Below are 19,321 nucleotides of genomic sequence, written 5' to 3'. Positions count from 1 at the left end.
GATCCCTGTGGGAGCGGGTTCACCCGCGAAGAAGGCAGCGCGGTGAATGGCACCGGCTTCGCCGGTGTTCGCGGGTAAACCCGCTCCCACAGAGATCTCGGCGCGCCGGCAGAACCTGCACAGCTGAGCATTCCGAGAGCATTAATCCCCCCTTAACACAAAGGGGTAACACTCCCTCACAATCCTTAACAAAGTGTCATTTGCGCAGAGCCGGGCTCAAGCGCAGCATATCCAGCCCGGTGTCGACCCATTTTTCGACATCCTTCAACAAATCGACACTGTCAGGCAGCAACAGCCAGCGCCCGATCAGGCCATCGACATAGGCGAACATGGCCACCGCCGCGCGCTCGACATCAAGCTCGCCTGGCAACTGGCCCCGGCGCACGGCATTGGCCAACGCCAGGGTGATGCCCTTGTGGCAATCCAGCACAGCAGCCTGGCGCTGCTGGCGAATTTCACACATGTCATCGGTGAACTCGCACTTGTGATGCAGGATTTCGTTGATACGCCTGGTTCGGGCATCGAGCACCAGCTCGTTGAACACTTGCAGCAACAGCTTGCGCATGCAGCCAAGCGGGTCCACTTCGTCCTCGCTTTCGCTCGCCCGCGCCAGGTGGTCATGGGTTTCATGCAGGCTGTCGAGCAACGCCTGCACCAACTCGGCCTTGTTGTTGAAGTGCCAGTAGATCGCTCCTCGCGTCACACCCGCCAGTTCGGCGATGTCGGCCAGGGTGGTTCGCGCAACCCCGCGCTTGTAGAAGGCCTTTTCCGCCGCCTCGATGATCTGGGCGCGGGTTTCCTGGGCTTCTTCTTTGGTTCGACGGACCATGGCAGTACAAACCTCATCTGCCCCGAACGCGCGGCGCGTGCGGGTAACACTCCGGGGGCACCTCTGCAGGGTGCCTCGCGGGGGAGCTAATCAAGAGCTGTGGCAGTACCCGAGTACAACCCAGCGGTATTTACAAACAACCATGAATGTAAGTATATTCCTTAGCAAGCTATTTATCCACCGGATAGCAATTTTTCCAGATCAAGACTCTTCCATTACTCTTGAGCGTCTCCCAGCTCCAGCGACCCGAGGATCCTCATGCAATTCAAGCCAGCCGTTACCGCTCTGGTTTCCGCCGTCGCCCTGGCAACCCTGCTCAGTGGCTGTAAGAAAGAAGAAGCAGCGCCAGCGGCGCAGGCTCCTCAGGTCGGCGTCGTGACCATCCAGCCCCAAGCCTTCACCCTGACCTCGGAATTGCCGGGGCGTACCACTGCCTACCGCGTCGCCGAAGTGCGCCCGCAGGTCAACGGCATCATCCTCAAGCGCCTGTTCAAGGAAGGCAGTGAGGTCAAGGAAGGCCAGCAGCTGTACCAGATCGACCCTGCCGTGTACGAAGCCAACCTGGCCAATGCCCAGGCCAACCTGCAGGCCACCCGCTCGCTGGCCGAGCGCTACAAGCAGCTGATCGACGAACAGGCTGTCTCCAAGCAGGAATACGACGACGCCAATGCCAAACGATTGCAGGCCGAGGCTTCGCTCAAAAGCGCGCAGATCGACCTGCGCTACACCAAGGTCCTGGCACCGATCAGCGGCCGTATCGGCCGTTCTTCGTTCACCGAAGGTGCACTGGTGAGCAATGGCCAGGCCAACGCCATGGCCACCATCCAGCAACTCGACCCGATCTACGTCGACGTCACCCAGTCCACCGCCGAACTCCTCAAGCTGCGCCGTGACCTGGAAAGCGGCCAGCTGCAGAAGGCCGGCGACAACGCCGCCTCGGTGCAGCTGGTGCTGGAAGACGGCAGCCTGTTCAAGCAGGAAGGCCGCCTGGAGTTCTCCGAAGTCGCGGTCGACGAGACCACCGGCTCGGTCACCCTGCGCGCCCTCTTCCCCAACCCCGACCACACCCTGCTGCCAGGCATGTTCGTGCATGCGCGGCTCAAGGCCGGAGTCAACGCCAACGCCATCCTGGCCCCGCAACAGGGCGTGACCCGCGACCTGAAAGGCGCACCGACCGCGCTGGTGGTCAACCAGGAGAACAAGGTCGAACTGCGCCAGCTCAAGGCCAACCGTACCCTGGGCAGCGATTGGCTGATCGAGGAAGGCCTGAACCCGGGTGACCGCCTGATCACCGAAGGGCTGCAGTACGTGCGCCCGGGCGTCGAGGTCAAGGTCAGCGAAGCCACCAACGTCAAGAAGCCGGCCAGCCCTGTTCAGGCCAACGCGGCGAAAGCAGACGCCAAAGCGGAGTAAACCATGTCGAAGTTCTTTATCGATCGCCCGATCTTCGCCTGGGTGATCGCCTTGGTGATCATGCTGGTCGGCGCCTTGTCGATCCTGAAGCTGCCGATCAACCAGTACCCCAGCATCGCGCCGCCGGCCATCGCCATCGCCGTGACCTACCCGGGCGCCTCGGCGCAAACCGTGCAGGACACCGTGGTACAGGTGATCGAGCAGCAGCTCAACGGTATCGACAACCTGCGTTATGTGTCGTCGGAAAGTAACTCCGACGGCAGCATGACCATTACCGCCACCTTCGAGCAGGGCACCAACCCAGACACCGCGCAGGTGCAGGTGCAGAACAAGCTGAACCTGGCCACCCCGCTGCTGCCGCAGGAAGTGCAGCAGCAAGGTATCCGCGTCACCAAGGCAGTGAAGAACTTCCTGCTGGTGATCGGCCTGGTGTCCGAAGACGGCAGCATGACCAAGGACGACCTGGCCAACTACATCGTCTCCAACATGCAGGACCCGATCTCGCGTACCGCGGGTGTGGGTGACTTCCAGGTGTTCGGTGCGCAGTACGCCATGCGTATCTGGCTCGATCCGGCCAAGCTGAACAAGTTCCAGCTGACCCCGGTCGACGTCAAGACCGCCGTGGCCGCGCAGAACGTGCAGGTATCCTCCGGCCAGCTCGGTGGCCTGCCGGCCATGCCGGGTACCCAGCTGAACGCCACCATCATCGGCAAGACCCGCCTGCAGACTGCCGAGCAGTTCGAGAAGATCCTGCTCAAGGTCAACAGCGACGGTTCGCAGGTGCGTCTGGGTGATGTCGCCCAGGTTGGCCTGGGTGGTGAAAACTATGCCGTCAGCGCCCAGTTCAACGGCAAGCCGGCCTCCGGCCTGGCAGTTAAACTGGCTACCGGTGCCAACGCCCTGGACACCGCCAAGGCCCTGCGCCAGACCATCGCCGACCTGGAACCGTTCTTCCCGCCTGGGGTGAAAGCGGTATTCCCGTATGACACCACCCCGGTGGTCACCGAATCGATCAGTGGCGTTATCCACACCCTGATCGAAGCCGTGGTCCTGGTGTTCCTGGTGATGTACCTGTTCCTGCAGAACTTCCGCGCCACCATCATCACCACCATGACCGTACCGGTTGTGTTGCTGGGTACCTTCGGCATCCTTGCCGCTGCCGGCTTCAGCATCAACACCCTGACCATGTTCGCCATGGTCCTGGCCATCGGCTTGCTGGTGGACGACGCCATCGTCGTGGTGGAGAACGTCGAGCGGGTGATGTCCGAGGAAGGCTTGCCGCCCAAGGAAGCGACCAAGCGCTCGATGGAGCAGATCCAGGGTGCCCTGGTGGGTATCGCCCTGGTGCTGTCGGCAGTACTGCTGCCCATGGCGTTCTTCGGCGGCTCCACGGGTGTGATCTATCGGCAGTTCTCCATCACCATCGTCTCGGCCATGGGCCTGTCGGTGCTGGTGGCGCTCATCTTCACCCCGGCCCTGTGCGCCACCATGCTCAAGCCGCTGAAGAAGGGCGAGCACCATGTGGCCAAGCGTGGCTTCTTTGGCTGGTTCAACCGCAACTTCGACCGCAGCGTAACCGGCTACGAGCGCAGCGTGGGCACCATCCTGCGCAACAAGGTACCGTTCCTGCTGGCCTACGCGCTGATCGTGGTCGGCATGATCTGGCTGTTCGCCCGCATCCCTACCGCGTTCCTGCCGGAAGAAGACCAGGGCGTATTGTTTGCCCAGGTACAGACCCCGGCCGGCTCCAGTGCCGAGCGCACCCAAGTGGTGGTCGACCAGATGCGTGAGTACCTGCTCAGCGAAGAGGCCGACACCGTGGCTTCGGTTTTCACCGTCAACGGCTTCAACTTCGCCGGCCGTGGCCAGAGCTCGGGTATGGCATTCATCATGCTCAAGCCGTGGGATGAACGCTCCAAGGAAAACAGCGTGTTCGCCCTTGCCCAGCGTGCCCAGCAGCACTTCTTCACCTTCCGCGATGCGATGGTGTTCGCCTTTGCCCCGCCTGCGGTGCTCGAACTGGGTAACGCCACCGGCTTCGACGTGTTCCTGCAGGACCGCGGCGGTGTCGGCCATGCCAAGCTGATGGAAGCGCGCAACCAGTTCCTGGCCAAGGCCGCGCAGAGCAAGATCCTCAGCGCCGTGCGCCCGAACGGCCTGAACGACGAGCCGCAGTACCAGCTGACCATTGATGACGAGCGTGCCAGCGCCCTGGGCGTGACCATCGCTGACATCAACAACACCCTGTCGATTGCCTTGGGTGCCAGCTACGTCAACGACTTCATCGACCGTGGCCGGGTCAAGAAGGTGTACATCCAGGGCGAGCCGAACGCGCGGATGAGCCCGGAAGACCTGCAGAAGTGGTACGTGCGCAATGGCGCCGGCGAAATGGTGCCGTTCTCCTCCTTCGCCAAGGGCGAATGGACCTACGGTTCGCCGAAGCTGTCGCGTTACAACGGCGTCGAGGCAATGGAAATCCTCGGTGCTCCGGCCCCGGGCTACAGTACCGGTGAAGCCATGGCCGAGGTCGAGCGCATTGCTGGCGAATTGCCAAGCGGCATCGGCTTCTCCTGGACCGGCATGTCCTACGAGGAAAAACTCTCCGGTTCGCAGATGCCGGCACTGTTCGCCCTCTCGGTACTGTTCGTGTTCCTGTGCCTGGCAGCCCTGTACGAAAGCTGGTCGATCCCGATCGCCGTGGTACTGGTAGTACCGCTGGGTATCATCGGTGCCCTGATCGCCACCAGCATGCGCGGGTTGTCCAACGACGTATACTTCCTGGTCGGCCTGTTGACCACCATCGGCCTGGCGGCGAAAAACGCCATTCTGATCGTCGAGTTCGCCAAGGAACTGCACGAACAAGGCCGCAGCCTGTACGACGCGGCGATCGAGGCGTGCCGCATGCGTCTGCGCCCGATCATCATGACCTCGCTGGCGTTCATCCTCGGCGTGGTACCGTTGACTATCGCCAGCGGCGCCGGCGCCGGCAGCCAGCACGCCATCGGTACTGGTGTGATCGGCGGCATGATCAGTGCGACCGTGCTGGCTATCTTCTGGGTACCACTGTTCTTCGTCGCAGTGTCGTCACTGTTCGGCAGCAAAGAGCCGGAAAAAGACGTCACCCCTGAAACTCCACGTTATGAGGCTGGGCAATGACCAAGTCTTTGTTGTCCCTGGCAGTAACCGCTTTCATTCTTGGCGGCTGCTCGCTGATCCCTGACTACCAGACCCCGGAATCGCCGGTGGCTGCGCAGTGGCCGCAAGGCCCGGCTTACTCGCCGACGCAGTCGGCGGAGGTTGCCGCCGCCGAACAGGGCTGGCGTCAGTTCTTCCACGACCCGGCCCTGCAGCAGCTGATCCAGACCGCGCTGGTGAACAACCGCGACCTGCGCGTTGCCGCGTTGAACATCGACGCCTACCGTGCGCAGTACCGCATCCAGCGTGCCGACCTGTTCCCTGCGGTTTCGGCCAACGGTAGCGGCAGCCGCCAGCGCGTACCGGCGAACATGTCGCAGACGGGCGAAGCGGGCATCACCAGCCAGTACTCGGCCACCCTGGGCGTCAGCGCCTATGAGCTGGACCTGTTCGGCCGCGTGCGCAGCCTGACCGAGCAGGCCCTGGAAACCTACTTGTCCAGCGAGCAGGCGCGTCGCTCCACGCAGATCAGCCTGGTGGCCAGCGTGGCCAACGCCTACTACACCTGGCAGGCCGACCAGGCGCTGTTCAAGCTGACCGAAGAAACGCTGAAGACCTACGAGGAAAGCTACAACCTCACCCGCCGCAGCAACGAAGTCGGCGTAGCCTCGGCGCTGGACGTCAGCCAGGCGCGTACCGCCGTGGAAGGCGCCCGGGTCAAGTACTCGCAGTACCAGCGCCTGGTCGCCCAGGACGTCAACAGCCTGACCGTGCTGCTGGGCACCGGCATTCCCGCCGACCTGGCCAAGCCGCTGGAGCTCAATGCCGACCAACTGGCCGAAGTACCGGCCGGCCTGCCGTCGGACATCCTCCAGCGTCGCCCGGACATCCAGGAAGCCGAGCATCTGCTCAAGGCCGCCAATGCCAACATTGGCGCGGCCCGCGCAGCGTTCTTCCCGAGCATCAGCCTGACCGCCAATGCCGGCAGTCTGAGCCCCGACATGGGCCACCTGTTCTCGGGCGGCCAGGGCACCTGGCTGTTCCAGCCGCAGATAAACCTGCCGATCTTCAACGCCGGCAGCCTGAAGGCCAGCCTGGACTACTCGAAGATTCAGAAGGACATCAACGTCGCCAAGTACGAAAAGACCATCCAGACCGCTTTCCAGGAAGTCTCCGATGGCCTGGCGGCGCGCAAGACCTTCGAAGAGCAGCTGCAGGCGCAACGCGACCTGGTGCAGGCGAACCAGGACTACTACCGCCTGGCCGAACGCCGCTATCGCATCGGTATCGACAGCAACCTGACCTTCCTCGACGCCCAGCGCAACCTGTTCAGCGCCCAGCAGGCACTGATCGGCGACCGCTTGTCGCAGCTGACCAGCGAGGTCAACCTGTACAAGGCGCTTGGCGGTGGCTGGTACGAGCAGACCGGGCAGGCCAACAACCAGCAGGCAGCTGTGGAAGCACCGAAGAGCTGATCAGCCCTGTTACAGCAAAGAGCCCACCTTTAACGGTGGGCTTTTTGTTTGTCGGTTGCCTGTACAGGCCTCTTCGCGGGTAAACCCGCTCCCACAATGTTTTGCATAAATGCTGAAGGCTGTGCAGTACCTGTGGGTGCGGGTTTACCCGCGAAGAGGCCAGTGCAGGAGAACAATTAACCAACCAGAACATTCCGTTCGATTATCGCCCGCTTCCGCTTGTGGCGAATTGCCTCACCCCCGCCACACCCCGCAACATCCTCCCACGCAACGTTGCCCCGGTTCATCCCAAAAGACCCGCACCTGCAGGCCGCATCCTGCAGCGTACCGGCTCGCCCATAAAAACAAGAGATCCACGACAGATGAGCACTTTGCAACCCGCACGCCAGCTGCTGCCCGGCCTGTTGGCCATGTCCTGCGCACTCCCAGTGTTCGCCGCCGACCAAGGTGGTTTCCTGGAGGACGCGAAGGCCACCCTCAACCTGCGAAACTTCTACATCAACCGCAACTTCGTCGACCCGGCCCATCCGCAGGCCAAGGCCGAAGAGTGGACGCAGAGCTTCATCCTCGACGCCCGCTCCGGCTTTACCCAGGGCACCGTCGGTTTCGGCGTGGACGTACTGGGCCTATATTCGGTCAAGCTCGATGGCGGCAAAGGCACCACCAATACCCACCTGCTGCCGGTGCACGACGATGGCCGCCCCGCCGATGACTTCGGCCGCCTGGGCGTGGCACTGAAAGCCAAGCTGTCCGAAACCGAGCTGAAAGTGGGCGAGTGGATGCCGGTACTGCCGATCCTGCGCTCGGACGATGGCCGCTCGCTGCCGCAGACCTTCCGCGGCGGCCAGCTGACCTCGAAGGAAATCGCCGGCCTGACCCTGTACGCCGGCCAGTTCCGCGGCAACAGCCCGCGCAACGACGCCAGCATGGAAGACATGTCGATGAACGGCAAGGCAGCGTTCACCTCCGACCGTTTCAACTTTGGCGGCGGCGAATACACCTTCAACGACAAGCGCACCATGATCGGCCTGTGGAATGCCCAGCTCAAGGATATCTACCGCCAGCAGTACCTCAACCTGGTGCACAGCCAACCCTTGGGCGACTGGACCCTGGGCGCCAACCTGGGCTACTTCATCGGCAAGGAAGACGGCGCCGAACGCGCCGGCGAACTGGACAACCGCACGGCCTCGGCCATGCTCTCCGCGCGCTACCAGGGCCACACCTTCTACGTCGGCCTGCAGAAAGTCAGCGGCGACGACGCCTGGATGCGGGTGAACGGCACCAGTGGCGGCACCCTGGCAAACGACAGCTACAACTCCAGCTTCGACAACGCCAAGGAGCGCTCCTGGCAGGTGCGCCATGACTTCAACTTCGCCACCGTCGGCGTGCCAGGCCTGACCCTGATGAACCGCTACATCAAGGGTGACAACGTCACCGCAGGCGGCGTGGACGATGGCAAGGAATGGGCGCGGGAAACCGAATTGGCCTATGTGGTGCAGTCGGGCAGCTTCAAGGACCTGTCGGTGAAGTGGCGCAACTCCACCATGCGCCGGGACTTCAGCACCAACTCGTTCGATGAGAACCGGTTGATCGTGAGTTACCCGCTGAATCTGCTTTGAATTCTTCGCGGCTGCCCCCTGGTCGACCGCGCCAGCAAAGCCCTGCCGCCCACCCCAGAAGGCCTGGTGGTGCTGCAACATGCCCGGCGCCTGGATATACCAGTGCGGGCTGCTGCCATTCGCTGAGCTGATGATGGTGGCGGGGGCGGGCTATCCTGAGCTATATCGGTCGCCTGTACCGGCCCTTTCGCGGGTAAACCCGCTCCCACAGGTCCAGCGCAGCCCTCAGGAGTTGTGGTGACCCTGTGGGAGCGGGTTTACCCGCGAAGAGGCCGGAACAGGCAATACACCTCGATCAGGCAACCAGGGAGGCAAAACAATGAAAACCCTCGTCGACCACCTGAGCCAATACGCCAGCTACCACCGCGACCCACGCAACATCGCCACCCACTTCGTCGGCATCCCGATGATCGTGCTGGCGGTCACTATCCTGCTGTCGCGCCCTGGCTGGGAGGTAGCCGGCATGTGGCTGTCCCCTGCCCTGCCGGTGGCGGCGGCCTCGGTCTGGTTCTACCTGCGCCTGGATCTGCGCTTCGGCCTGGTGATGGGGTTGTTGCTTGGGCTATGCCTGTGGGTCGGCCAGGTGCTGGCGATGCAGACGACAGCGCTGTGGCTCGGCACCGGGCTGGGGGCGTTCGTGGTGGGCTGGATCATCCAGTTCGTCGGCCATTACTACGAAGGCCGCAAGCCGGCGTTTGTCGACGATGTCAGCGGGTTGATCATCGGGCCGTTGTTCGTGGTGGCAGAAGCGGCATTCATGCTCGGCCTGTGCCCGGCCCTGAAACGCGCCGTCGAGGCCAACGCCGGGCCCGTGGTGGCGCGCTCTATGTAGGAGCGGCCTTGTGTCGCGATAGGGCTGCGAAGCGGCCCCGGCAATATTGGCTGCGAAGCTGAAGCCTAGGGGCCGCTGCGCGGCCCATCGCGACGCAAGGCCGCTCCTACAAGGGACCGCGTAGTGGTCAGGTACGCGACTCCACACCCAGCTCATCCCACACCGACTCAGCCATGTGGAAGGTGGCATTGGCCGCCGGAATGCCGCAATAGATCGCGCTCTGCATCAGCACTTCCTTGATTTCGTCGCGGGTCACGCCGTTGTTGGCCGCCGCGCGCAGGTGCAGCTTCAGCTCGTCGTTGCGGTTCATGCCAATCAGCATGGCGATGGTGATCAGGCTACGGGTATGGCGCGGCAGGCCAGGGCGAGTCCAGATGTCACCCCAGGCGTGGCGGGTGATCATCTCCTGGAACTCGCCGTTGAAGTCGTTGAGCTTCTCCAGGCTGCGGTCCACGTGGGCATCGCCAAGCACTGCGCGGCGTACTTGCATGCCGGCGTCGTAACGTTGTTTCTCGTCCATGGCGGTATCCTCAGTGAGCCTGCAGGAAGGCGAGCACTCGGCGGCTGAACGCCTCGCCGATCTCGACGTTGGACAGGTGCGCCGCCGGGAAGTCGACGTACTCGGCACCCGCGATACCGGCCTGCATGAAGCGGCCGTGCTCCGGAGTGGTCACCACGTCCTCGGTACCAGCAACGATCAGCGCCGGCACCTGGATACGGCCCAGTTGCTCGCGGTAATCGGCATCACGCACCGCCGCGCAGTTGCCGGCATAACCTTGCGGGCTGGTTTGCGCCAGCATCTGGCAGATGCGCTGGGCCTGCGCTGGCTGGGCCTGGGCGAAGCCCGGGGTGAACCAGCGGGCGATGGAGGCATCGCGCAGGTCGACCATGGCCTGCTGGCCGCCCTTGAGCACGGTGTCGATACGTGTGTTCCACACCTCGTCGTTGGCGATCTTGGCGGCGGTATTGCACAGGGTCAGGCTGTGCAGGCGCTCGCCTGCGTTGATGCCCAGCCACTGGCCGATCAAGCCGCCCATCGACAGGCCGACGAAGTGCGCCTTGGCGATATCCAGGCCATCGAGCAGGGCCAGCACGTCACGGCCCAGCTGATCGATGCTGTAGGGGCCTTCAGTGACCAGCGACCCACCGTGGCCACGGGTGTCGTAGCGCAGCACGCGCAAGTGCTGGCTCCACAGTGGTATCTGTGTGTCCCACATGCCCAGGTCGGTGCCCAGCGAGTTGGACAGGACCAGCACCGGGGCGTTTTCCGGGCCATCGATCTGGTAATTCAAAACGCCATCGGCCAGTTGCAAGTGCGCCACAGCGGTCTCCTTCAGGCAGTGAAACGTTGATGTTCGGACACGGCGCGCGCCACCCAGACGCGGGCCTGGCCCAGGTAATGGGCAGGGTCGAGCAAGCGATCGAGTTCTTCGGCGGACAGTTCGGCACTGACCTGCGGCTCTTCACCCAGCACGGTGCGCAGGTGGCGCTGTTCGGCCACAGCGCGCTGGCAGCACTGTTCCAGCAGGTGATGGGCGTGGTCGCGGCCCAGGCGCTGGGCGAGGACGATGCTCACCGCTTCGGCCAGCACCAGGCCCTGGGTCAGGTCGAGGTTACGGCGCATGCGCGCGGCATCCACTTCCATGCCCTCGGCAATCACCTGGGCCTGGCGCAGCGCACCAGAGACCAGGCAGCAGATGTCCGGTAGGGTTTCCCATTCGGCATGCCACAGGCCGAGGCTGCGCTCATGCTCCTGGGGCATGGCGGCGAACAGCGTCGAAACCAGCCCCGGCACGCGGGTCGCGGCGCCGATCAGCACCGCGGCGCCGACAGGGTTGCGCTTGTGCGGCATGGTCGAAGACCCACCCTTGCCCGGCGCGGAAGGCTCGAACAGTTCCCCCGCCTCGGTCTGCATCAGCAAGCTGACATCGCGGCCGAACTTGCCCAGGCTACCAGCGACCAGGCCTAGTACCGAGGCAAACTCCACCAGGCGGTCGCGCTGGGTGTGCCAGGGCTGCTCGGGCAGGGTCAGCTTGAGCTGCTCGGCCAGGGCTTCGGCCACCGGCATCGCCTTGCTGCCCAACGCCGCCAGGCTACCCGAGGCGCCGCCGAACTGCAGCACCAGCAAGCGTGGGCGCAGCTCCTGCAAGCGCTGGCGATGACGGGTCAAGGCGCCCAGCACACCGGCCAGTTTCATGCCCAGGGTCACGGGGGTGGCGTGCTGCAGCCAGGTGCGCCCCACCAGCGGCGTGTCGGCGTGCTGCAAGGCCTGACGCGACAGGGTATCGGCCAGCTTGCCGAGGTCGGCTTCGATCAGGTCGAGGGCAGCACGCAGCTGCAGGACCAGGCCAGTGTCCATCGCGTCCTGGCTGGTGGCGCCCAGGTGCACATAGCGCTCGGCTTCGGGCACGCCACTGGCAATCACCTTGCCCAACGCCTTCACCAGCGGGATCGCCGAGTTGCCAGCAGTGGCGATGGCATTGGCCAGCGCGCCAACGTCATAGCGCTCGGCGTGGCACGCCGCCTCGATGGCCGCTACCGCGCTATGCGGGACCAGCCCGGCAGCCGCCTCGGCCCGCGCCAGCGCCGCTTCGAAATCGAGCATGCCCTGCAGGCGGCCACGGTCGGAGAAGATCTCGCGCATGGCCGGTGCGGTGAAGTAGGCGTCGAACAGTAGGTTGGTCATGCCACGTCCTTAATTATCGTGGTGCAGGTACGCGGCCTGCTTCGGCAGGCGCAGGCTGAACAGGAAGGCAATCGCCATCATCGCCGTCACGTACCAGTAGAAAGTGTTTTCCATGCCCAAGGTCTTCAGGCCCAGGGCCACGTACTCGGCCGAACCGCCGAACGCCGCGTTTGCCACTGCATAGGCCAGGCCCACACCCAGTGCGCGCACCTGCGGCGGGAACATCTCGGCCTTCACCAGGCCGCTGATCGAGGTGTAGAAACTGACGATACACAACGCCAGGGAAATCAGCACGAAGGCCATGAAAGGGCTGCTCACGGTCTTCAGCGCCATCAGCAACGGCACGGTGAACAGCGTACCCAGGGCACCGAACAGCATCATCGAGTTACGCCGGCCGATGCGGTCGGAGAGCATGCCGAAGAACGGCTGCAGCACCATGAACAGGAACAGCGCGCCGGTCATCACGTAGCTGGCATTTTTCGCGGTCATGCCAGCGGTGTTGACCAGGTACTTCTGCATGTAGGTGGTGAAGGTGTAGAAGATCAGCGAACCGCCCGCGGTATAGCCAAGCACGGTGATGAAGGCCGCCGCGTGGTCGCGGAACAGGCCCTTGATGGTGCCGGCGTCCTTGTCCTGGCGGGTTTCGGCGCTGCTGGTCTCATGCAGCGAGCGGCGCAGCATCAGCGAGATCAGTGCGGCAATGGCACCGACCACGAACGGAATGCGCCAGCCCCAGGCGCGCAGCTCTTCTTCGGTGAGCAGCTGCTGCAGGATCACCACCACCAGCACCGCCAGCAACTGGCCGCCGATCAGGGTCACGTACTGGAACGAGGCGAAGAAACCGCGCTGGCCGCGCAGGGCTACTTCACTCATGTAAGTGGCAGTGGTGCCGTACTCGCCGCCTACCGACAGGCCCTGGATCAACCGGGCCAGCAATAGCAGCGCCGGGGCCCAGGTGCCGATGCTGGCATAGGTGGGCAGGCAGGCGATCATCAGCGAGCCGAAGCACATCATCAGCACCGAGATCATCAGGGAATTCTTGCGACCATGGCGGTCAGCGAGGCGGCCGAAGATCCAGCCACCGATGGGGCGCATCAGAAAGCCCGCGGCGAACACGCCTGCCGTGTTCAACAACTGCACGGTGGGGTCGTCGGAGGGGAAGAAAGCCGGGGCAAAGTAGATCGCGCAGAAGGCATAGACGTAGAAGTCGAACCATTCCACCAGGTTGCCCGAAGAGGCACCAACGATAGCGAAGATGCGTTTGCTGCGTTCTTCGCCGGTGTAATAGGTTGAGGTCATGGTGAGTTTACTCCTGGAGGGTCGCAGGTAATTCTAGACACACCTGGTAACACACTCGTTCCGCTATCTGGCTGGCAACTGGCCTTGAGTCGCATGTGCCGGCCTCTTCGCGGGTAAACCCGCTCCCACAGGGGATGCGTGGTTCCCTGTGGGAGCGGGTTCACCCGCGAAGAGGCCGGTACAAGTCAAACCCGCTCGATGGCCAGCGCCAAACCTTGGCCTACGCCCACACACATGGTCGCCAGGCCTTTACGCCCACCGCTCTTCTCCAGCTGGTGAAGCGCAGTCAGCACCAGCCGCGCACCGCTCATGCCCAGCGGGTGGCCCAGGGCGATGGCACCGCCGTTGGGGTTCACCTGCGGTGCATCGTCGGCCACACCCAGCTCACGCAGCACCGCCAGACCTTGGCTGGCAAAGGCTTCGTTGAGCTCGATCACATCGAAATCATTCACCGCCACACCCAGGCGCTCGGTCAGCTTGCGCACTGCCGGCACCGGACCAATGCCCATCACTCGCGGTGCAACACCGGCGCTGGCCATGCCCAGTACGCGGGCACGTGGGGTCAGGCCGTGTTTCTTCACAGCCTCGGCCGAAGCCAGGATCAACGCCGCGGCACCGTCGTTCACGCCCGAGGCATTGCCGGCGGTGACGGTCTTGTCCGGGCCGTTGACCGGCTTGAGCTTGGTCAAGGCTTCCAGCGTGGTTTCCGGGCGCAGGTGTTCATCACGCTCGACGATGGTCTCGCCCTTCTTGTGCGCGATTCGCACCGGCACGATCTCTTCGGCGAAGAAGCCGGCGGCCTGGGCCGCAGCTGCCTTCTGCTGGCTGCGCAGGGCGAAGGCGTCCTGGTCGGCACGCGAAACCTGGTAATCGTCAGCCACGTTGTCGGCGGTTTCCGGCATGGAGTCCACACCGTACTGGCTCTTCATCAGCGGGTTGATGAAACGCCAGCCGATGGTGGTGTCTTCGAGCTTCATGTTGCGCGAATAGCCGCTTTCGGCCTTGCCCATGACGAACGGGGCACGCGACATCGACTCGACGCCGCCGGCAATCGCCAGCTCCATTTCGCCGCTGGCAATGGCGCGGAAGGCAGTGCCAATGGCATCCATGCCCGACGCGCACAGGCGGTTCAAGGTGACACCCGGAATGCTCTCCGGCAGGCCGGCCAGCAGCAGCGCCATGCGTGCCACGTTGCGGTTGTCTTCACCAGCCTGGTTGGCGCAGCCGAAGAACACTTCGTCAACCTGATCCCACTGCACGGTCGGGTTGCGCTCGATCAGCGCCTTCAGTGGCACGGCGGCCAGGTCGTCGGCCCGCACGCCGGCCAGGGCGCCACCGAAGCGGCCGATCGGGGTGCGAATGGCGTCACAGATGAATACGTCGCGCATCAGGCTTCTCCTGCGACCTGGCCATGGGCCGCGGCGGTACGGGCTTCGAGGTCACGCAGGGCGGACAGCTCGACTTCGGTCGGTTCGGCGGTGGTCTGCACATCGTCGGCAAAGCGGATCGCCCAGCCAGTGGCGGCGATGATCTGTTCGCGGGTCACACCCGGGTGGATCGCAGTGACGACGAATTCGTGGGTCCCGGCTTCCGGCTCCATGATGCACAGGTCGGTGATAATGCCGACCGGGCCGTCGCCTGGCAGGCCCAGGCGTTTGCGCGAGTCGCCGCCTTCACCGTGGCCAACCGAGGTGATGAAGTCCAGCTTGTCGACAAAGGCACGCGGCGACTGCTTAAGGATGATCAGTACCTGCTTGGCGGAACCAGCGATTTCCGGTGCGCCACCAGCACCTGGCAGGCGGGTTTTCGGGGCGTGGTAATCACCGACGACGGTAGTGTTGATGTTGCCGAAGCGGTCGACCTGGGCGGCGCCGAGGAAGCCGACGTCGATGCGCCCACCTTGCAGCCAGTAGCGGAAGATCTCGCCGGTCGGCACCACGGTGTCAGCGGTTTCGGCCAGCTCGCCGTCGCCGATAGACAGCGGCAGCACGCTTGGCTTGGCGCCGATCGGGCCGGATTCGTAGATCAGCACCACGTCTGGCGAAGATGTCAGGCGCGCCAGGTTGGCAGCCTTGGACGGCAGGCCGATGCCGACGAAGCACACAGCACCGTTGCGCAGGCGACGGGCTGCAGCGACGGTCATCATTTCGGAAGTGGAGTAGCTCATTGTGCGGCCTCCGCAGTGCTGGCCAGCTTGGCCTTGAATTCGTTGAAATCGGCAGTGCCACGGATGTAGGTGTCGATCCAGGCGGTGAACGATTCGCGGCTACGCGCGATCGGGTCCCAGGCCTGGTAGAAGCGGTTGTCACGCTCGTAGTAGCCGTGGGCATAGGACGGGTGCGCACCGCCAGGTACCAGGCATACCGCGCTCAGGGCCCAGGTCGGCAGCACACAGGCGTTCATCGGGGCCTGCAGGTCGTCGACGATTTCCTCGACGGTGACGATGCAGCGCTTGGCGGCCAGGGCGGCTTCCTTCTGCACGCCGAGGATGCCCCACAGCAGCACATTGCCTTTGCGGTCGGCCTTTTGCGCGTGGATCACGGTCACATCCGGGCGCACCGACGGCACAGCTGCCAGCACTTCCCCGGTGAACGGGCAGGTGACGCTCTTGATCAGCGGGTTGACCTTCGGCAGGTCGGAGCCGGCGTAGGCACGCAGCACGGCGAACGGCAGGCCAGAAGCACCGGCGACATAGGCGTTTGCCAGGTCAGCATGGCTGTGTTCTTCGATTTCGATGGCGTGTGGCCACTGCTTCTCGACAGCATCACGCAGGCGGTGCAGCGAACCGACACCTGGGTTACCACCCCAGGAGAAGATCAGCTTGCTGGCGCAGCCGGCGCCGATCAGCTGGTCGTAGATCAGGTCCGGAGTCATGCGCACCAGGGTCAGGTCGCGCTTGCCCTGACGGATGATCTCGTGGCCGGCGGCAGTCGGGATCAGGTGGGTGAAACCTTCGAGGGCGACGGTATCGCCATCCTGGATGAACTGCTTCACGGCTTCGTGAAGCGGGAGAATTGCAGCCATTTGGAGACTCCTGGTCAGGGTGCTTCGGTGAGCTCAGATTAAGGAGACTGGTGGGTGGCTTACAATCCGATAATCGACTATTTGTGCGATTATCGAACCAATTATTGCATCCCTACCTATCTCCCCTCACTGCCTGTACTGGCCTCATTGCGTCAGGTAGCGTCAGCGTGGCTCACCAGCCCTTTCACGATCACACCCACGGTCGCCAGCCCCGCCGGCACCAGCAACGCCGTCAGCACCTGTTCGAAGTTCCAGCCCAGCCCCAGCAGCGTCGCACCACTCCAGGCCCCGAGAATCGCACCGAAGCGGCCGATACCCAGCATCCACGATACCCCTGTGGCGCGGCCCTGTGTCGGATAGAAGCGCGCCGCCAGCGAAGGCATCGCCGATTGGGCGCCGTTCACGCACATGCCGGCAACCAGCACCAGCGTGGCCAATACGGTGATGTTGCCCAGGCTCTGCCCCACGGCGTAGGCGAACACCCCGGCCAGCAGGTAGAAAATGCCGATCACCTTGTGCGGATTGAAGCGGTCCATGGCCCAACCCACACCGACGGCGCTCAGCACGCCACCGAACTGGAACAGTGCGCCGATGAAGGCAGCCTGTTCCATGCTCGCGCCGCTGGCGCGCATCAAGGTTGGCAACCAGCTGGTCAGCAGATAGACGATCACAAGGCCCATGAAATAGGTCAGCCACAACAGCATGGTGCCCATGCCGTAGGTACCGGAGAAGATCAGCGCAAACACGTTGCGCGCAGCCACTGCCTTTTGCTCCGGCACGCTGAAGCTGCCCGCCTCGGCCACCACCTGTGGCGCGATGGGCGACAAGGTCTTGCGCACCTTGTCAGTCCCCCGGTTGCGCACCACCAGGAACCGCGCTGACTCCGGCAGCCACACCATCAGCACCAGCGCCAGCAGCAACGGCAGCACGCCACCGATCACCAGCAGACTGTGCCAGCCGTAGGCCGGGATCATCTTGGCGGAAATGAAACCACCGCCGGCCATGCCCAGGTTGAAGCCGCAGAACATGCTGGTCACCAACAGCGACTTGAGGCGCTCGGGGGTATATTCAGACAATAGCGTGGTGGCGTTGGGCATGCCTGCACCAAGGCCCAGGCCAGTCAGGAAGCGCAACACCAGCAACTGATCGACGTTGGTGGCGTAGGCCGAGGCCAGGCTGAAGCCACCGAATACCAGCACTGCGCCCACCAGCACGCCCTTGCGGCCAAAACGGTCCGCCAGCGGGCCGGAGCCGAGGGCACCGAAAACCATACCGATCAATGCAGCACTCATGACCGGGCCGAGGCTGGCGCGGTCTATCCCCCACTCCTGCGAAAGGGCCGGGGCGATGAAGCCCATGGCGGCGGTGTCCAGGCCATCGAGGAAGACGATCAGGAAGCACAGCAACACCACCCGCCATTGGTAGCGGGACAGCGGCTGCTGATTGATGAACGACTGGACGTCGAGGCTATTGCCGACGTTGGTTTGCGCTTGATTCATTATTGTTTTCCAGAATGAGGGGCACAGCCAGCCCACTGCACGCGATCAAACGGTACAGAGGACGATGATTTGGGGGAATGCGGCCGGCGTCAGCCTGGATATAACGGTACTGCGCGCGGGTGCGGCCGCGGCAGCGAGGGGACAGTATTCATGTTAAGTGCCTCTTATGTTTTTCTTGTTCGGTCGGCACAGCCGACCGTTGCGAGAGACATTAATCAGCGGGCGGAGGCGGCGCAATTCACCGCGAACGACACTGTGCGTTTATCGCACAGGAAAGGGTTTTTCCTGTTCTAAATTTGAAAGTGGCGCGCTGTGCGCCCTGCGGGGCTCAGCCAAACAACTGATGGCAAAGGTCCCGGCTGGCTGCGAGCAGGATCGGCAAGAACCGCTGCTCCAGCTCACTGCGCGTCACCCGCCCGACATGGGTACTCACATTCAATGCCGCCAGCACCTGCCCCGAGGCGTCATACACCGGCACCGCAATCGAGCGCAGCCCCTGCTCCAGCTCCTGGTCTACCACGCACCAGCCCTGGGCACGCACCTGCTGGATACAGGCGAACAGCGACTCGGGGTCGTGCAAGGTACGGCTGGTACGCGCCTTCAGGTCGGCACGCTCCAGGTATTCACGCAGGCTGGTGTCGTCCATGGCCGCCAACAGGATGCGCCCCATCGATGTGCAATAGGCCGGCAGGCGCCCGCCCACCGACAGGTCGACCGAAATCAACCGCTCCACGGTCGCCGAACGGGCTATATAAAGGATGTCGTCACCTTCGAGCGTGGCCATGTTGGCCGCCTCGTGCAGCTGGTCGCTGATGCGGTCCAGGTAAGGCTGGGCGGAAATCGCCAGCGGCGTCGACGACAGGTACGCATGCCCCAGCGTCAGCACTTTGGGCAACAGCGAATAGGTGCGCCCGTCGGTGGTGGCGTAACCCAGCTTGATCAACGTGTGCAGGCAACGGCGTACCGCAGCACGGGGGATTTCGGTGCGGTGGCTGATCTGGGCGATGGTCAGGTGACGCTTGCGTTCCTGAAAGGCCTGGATGACTGCCAGGCCTCGCGCCAGGGAGGTCATGAAGTCCGGGTCGCCGGTAAAGGCCTGGATGCGCTTGGCCGGTGACGCCACGATCGGCGGTGCCAGGGCTGCCGAGGCAGGTCGCCCCTGCTCCAGGTTGACCGACTCTGGATTGACGGAATCGCTGGCCAAGGTTTCGTCACTCATCGCACACCTCAAAAAAAACGCCCACTCGTGCGATTATCGAACAAACGGCCGATAATCGCAATTGACCGCTGACACTTTTACTTATACCTTTCTCATGCCACTTGTGGCTTCTTTGGAGAGACTGGTCAGGTACCCACCGTAGAAGTCCCCAGGCAACGGCCTCGCCTTTTGGCGAGGCCGTTTTTCATTACCCTCCCGCTCGACGGTCCCGCTGCTGCACTGCAACGAACTTTTGTCCGTATTGCCTTTCAAACTTGTACGAAAGGCCCAAACTGTCATCGAATGCATTCC

General features: G+C 63.5%; 15 protein-coding genes and 1 pseudogene. 6 read left to right on the top strand and 10 right to left on the bottom strand.

Annotated elements, in window-relative coordinates; translation table 11 throughout:
- Positions 1-196: 196 nt before the first annotated feature.
- On the bottom strand, positions 197-829 hold the full coding sequence (gene ttgR / locus MJ643_RS20805; protein ID WP_013974034.1) for an efflux transport transcriptional regulator TtgR: 633 nt from the start codon (positions 827-829) through the stop codon (positions 197-199).
- Between the two features lie 258 nt (positions 830-1,087).
- Here ttgR and ttgA point away from each other — a divergent pair, with 258 nt between their 5' ends.
- From ttgA to MJ643_RS20775, 6 genes and pseudogenes are all read left to right on the top strand, one after another.
- Positions 1,088-2,242, top strand: coding sequence for a toluene efflux RND transporter periplasmic adaptor subunit TtgA (gene ttgA / locus MJ643_RS20800; protein ID WP_013974035.1), 1,155 nt, complete (start codon positions 1,088-1,090; stop codon positions 2,240-2,242).
- 3 nt (positions 2,243-2,245) lie between these two features.
- Positions 2,246-5,398 carry a multidrug efflux RND transporter permease subunit TtgB gene (ttgB, locus tag MJ643_RS20795; RefSeq protein ID WP_013974036.1) on the top strand — a complete coding sequence of 1,051 codons (3,153 nt, stop codon included), beginning with the start codon at positions 2,246-2,248 and terminating at the stop codon, positions 5,396-5,398.
- Positions 5,395-6,852 (top strand): AdeC/AdeK/OprM family multidrug efflux complex outer membrane factor, encoded by a 1,458-nt coding sequence (locus MJ643_RS20790; RefSeq protein ID WP_013974037.1) that lies wholly within the window; start codon positions 5,395-5,397, stop codon positions 6,850-6,852. Before ttgB ends, MJ643_RS20790 begins: the two co-directional genes overlap by 4 nt.
- 362 nt (positions 6,853-7,214) lie before the next feature.
- Entirely contained in the window at positions 7,215-8,471 is a 1,257-nt protein-coding gene (locus MJ643_RS20785) for an OprD family porin (protein WP_024087690.1), read from the top strand.
- Positions 8,472-8,480: 9 nt separating this feature from the next.
- Positions 8,481-8,555 (top strand): annotated as a pseudogene (locus MJ643_RS20780) (hypothetical protein); the annotation flags it as partial.
- A 235-nt stretch (positions 8,556-8,790) separates the two neighbouring features.
- Entirely contained in the window at positions 8,791-9,303 is a 513-nt protein-coding gene (locus MJ643_RS20775; protein ID WP_208209684.1) for an Mpo1-like protein, read from the top strand.
- 127 nt (positions 9,304-9,430) lie between these two features.
- Here MJ643_RS20775 and pcaC read toward each other — a convergent pair whose 3' ends face one another.
- The 9 genes from pcaC to pcaR all read right to left on the bottom strand — a co-directional run bounded on the left by pcaC (position 9,431) and on the right by pcaR (position 19,030).
- A complete protein-coding gene (pcaC, locus tag MJ643_RS20770) occupies positions 9,431-9,823 on the bottom strand; it encodes a 4-carboxymuconolactone decarboxylase (RefSeq protein ID WP_013974040.1) in 393 nt (130 codons plus the stop codon).
- A 10-nt stretch (positions 9,824-9,833) separates the two neighbouring features.
- Positions 9,834-10,625 carry a 3-oxoadipate enol-lactonase gene (pcaD, locus tag MJ643_RS20765; RefSeq protein WP_013974041.1) on the bottom strand — a complete coding sequence of 264 codons (792 nt, stop codon included), beginning with the start codon at positions 10,623-10,625 and terminating at the stop codon, positions 9,834-9,836.
- Positions 10,626-10,636: 11 nt separating this feature from the next.
- On the bottom strand, positions 10,637-11,989 hold the full coding sequence (locus MJ643_RS20760; protein WP_024087692.1) for a 3-carboxy-cis,cis-muconate cycloisomerase: 1,353 nt from the start codon (positions 11,987-11,989) through the stop codon (positions 10,637-10,639).
- 9 nt (positions 11,990-11,998) lie between these two features.
- The gene (locus tag MJ643_RS20755; protein WP_013974043.1) at positions 11,999-13,288 is read right to left on the bottom strand and encodes an MFS family transporter; all 1,290 of its coding nucleotides are present in this window, start codon (positions 13,286-13,288) and stop codon (positions 11,999-12,001) included.
- Between the two features lie 185 nt (positions 13,289-13,473).
- Entirely contained in the window at positions 13,474-14,679 is a 1,206-nt protein-coding gene (pcaF, locus tag MJ643_RS20750; RefSeq protein WP_169774743.1) for a 3-oxoadipyl-CoA thiolase, read from the bottom strand.
- Positions 14,676-15,455 (bottom strand): CoA-transferase subunit beta, encoded by a 780-nt coding sequence (locus MJ643_RS20745; RefSeq protein WP_015271653.1) that lies wholly within the window; start codon positions 15,453-15,455, stop codon positions 14,676-14,678. The genes pcaF and MJ643_RS20745 overlap by 4 nt, the downstream gene beginning before the upstream one ends.
- The gene (locus MJ643_RS20740; protein WP_015271654.1) at positions 15,452-16,312 is read right to left on the bottom strand and encodes a CoA transferase subunit A; all 861 of its coding nucleotides are present in this window, start codon (positions 16,310-16,312) and stop codon (positions 15,452-15,454) included. Before MJ643_RS20740 ends, MJ643_RS20745 begins: the two co-directional genes overlap by 4 nt.
- Positions 16,313-16,464: 152 nt before the next feature.
- Complete coding sequence (locus MJ643_RS20735; protein ID WP_208209683.1) at positions 16,465-17,811, bottom strand: MFS transporter; 1,347 nt, start codon at positions 17,809-17,811, stop codon at positions 16,465-16,467.
- Positions 17,812-18,139: 328 nt separating this feature from the next.
- Entirely contained in the window at positions 18,140-19,030 is an 891-nt protein-coding gene (gene pcaR / locus MJ643_RS20730; protein WP_013974048.1) for a pca regulon transcriptional regulator PcaR, read from the bottom strand.
- Positions 19,031-19,321 lie beyond the last annotated feature (291 nt).

The sequence above is a fragment of the Pseudomonas sp. PNPG3 genome, assembly GCF_023093815.1.
In the GTDB taxonomy this organism is placed as follows: domain Bacteria; phylum Pseudomonadota; class Gammaproteobacteria; order Pseudomonadales; family Pseudomonadaceae; genus Aquipseudomonas; species Aquipseudomonas asiatica.
Note: the sequence above shows the minus strand (reverse complement) of the source record. Positions and strands in the feature narration are given on the sequence as shown.

Coding starts and splice junctions, on each gene's coding strand:
- ttgR (WP_013974034.1), bottom strand. CDS start 829: ATGGTCCGTCGAACCAAAGAAGAAGCCCAGGAAACCCGCGCCCAGATC.
- ttgA (WP_013974035.1), top strand. CDS start 1,088: ATGCAATTCAAGCCAGCCGTTACCGCTCTGGTTTCCGCCGTCGCCCTG.
- ttgB (WP_013974036.1), top strand. CDS start 2,246: ATGTCGAAGTTCTTTATCGATCGCCCGATCTTCGCCTGGGTGATCGCC.
- MJ643_RS20790 (WP_013974037.1), top strand. CDS start 5,395: ATGACCAAGTCTTTGTTGTCCCTGGCAGTAACCGCTTTCATTCTTGGC.
- MJ643_RS20785 (WP_024087690.1), top strand. CDS start 7,215: ATGAGCACTTTGCAACCCGCACGCCAGCTGCTGCCCGGCCTGTTGGCC.
- MJ643_RS20775 (WP_208209684.1), top strand. CDS start 8,791: ATGAAAACCCTCGTCGACCACCTGAGCCAATACGCCAGCTACCACCGC.
- pcaC (WP_013974040.1), bottom strand. CDS start 9,823: ATGGACGAGAAACAACGTTACGACGCCGGCATGCAAGTACGCCGCGCA.
- MJ643_RS20760 (WP_024087692.1), bottom strand. CDS start 11,989: ATGACCAACCTACTGTTCGACGCCTACTTCACCGCACCGGCCATGCGC.
- MJ643_RS20755 (WP_013974043.1), bottom strand. CDS start 13,288: ATGACCTCAACCTATTACACCGGCGAAGAACGCAGCAAACGCATCTTC.
- MJ643_RS20745 (WP_015271653.1), bottom strand. CDS start 15,455: ATGAGCTACTCCACTTCCGAAATGATGACCGTCGCTGCAGCCCGTCGC.
- MJ643_RS20740 (WP_015271654.1), bottom strand. CDS start 16,312: ATGGCTGCAATTCTCCCGCTTCACGAAGCCGTGAAGCAGTTCATCCAG.
- MJ643_RS20735 (WP_208209683.1), bottom strand. CDS start 17,811: ATGAATCAAGCGCAAACCAACGTCGGCAATAGCCTCGACGTCCAGTCG.
- pcaR (WP_013974048.1), bottom strand. CDS start 19,030: ATGAGTGACGAAACCTTGGCCAGCGATTCCGTCAATCCAGAGTCGGTC.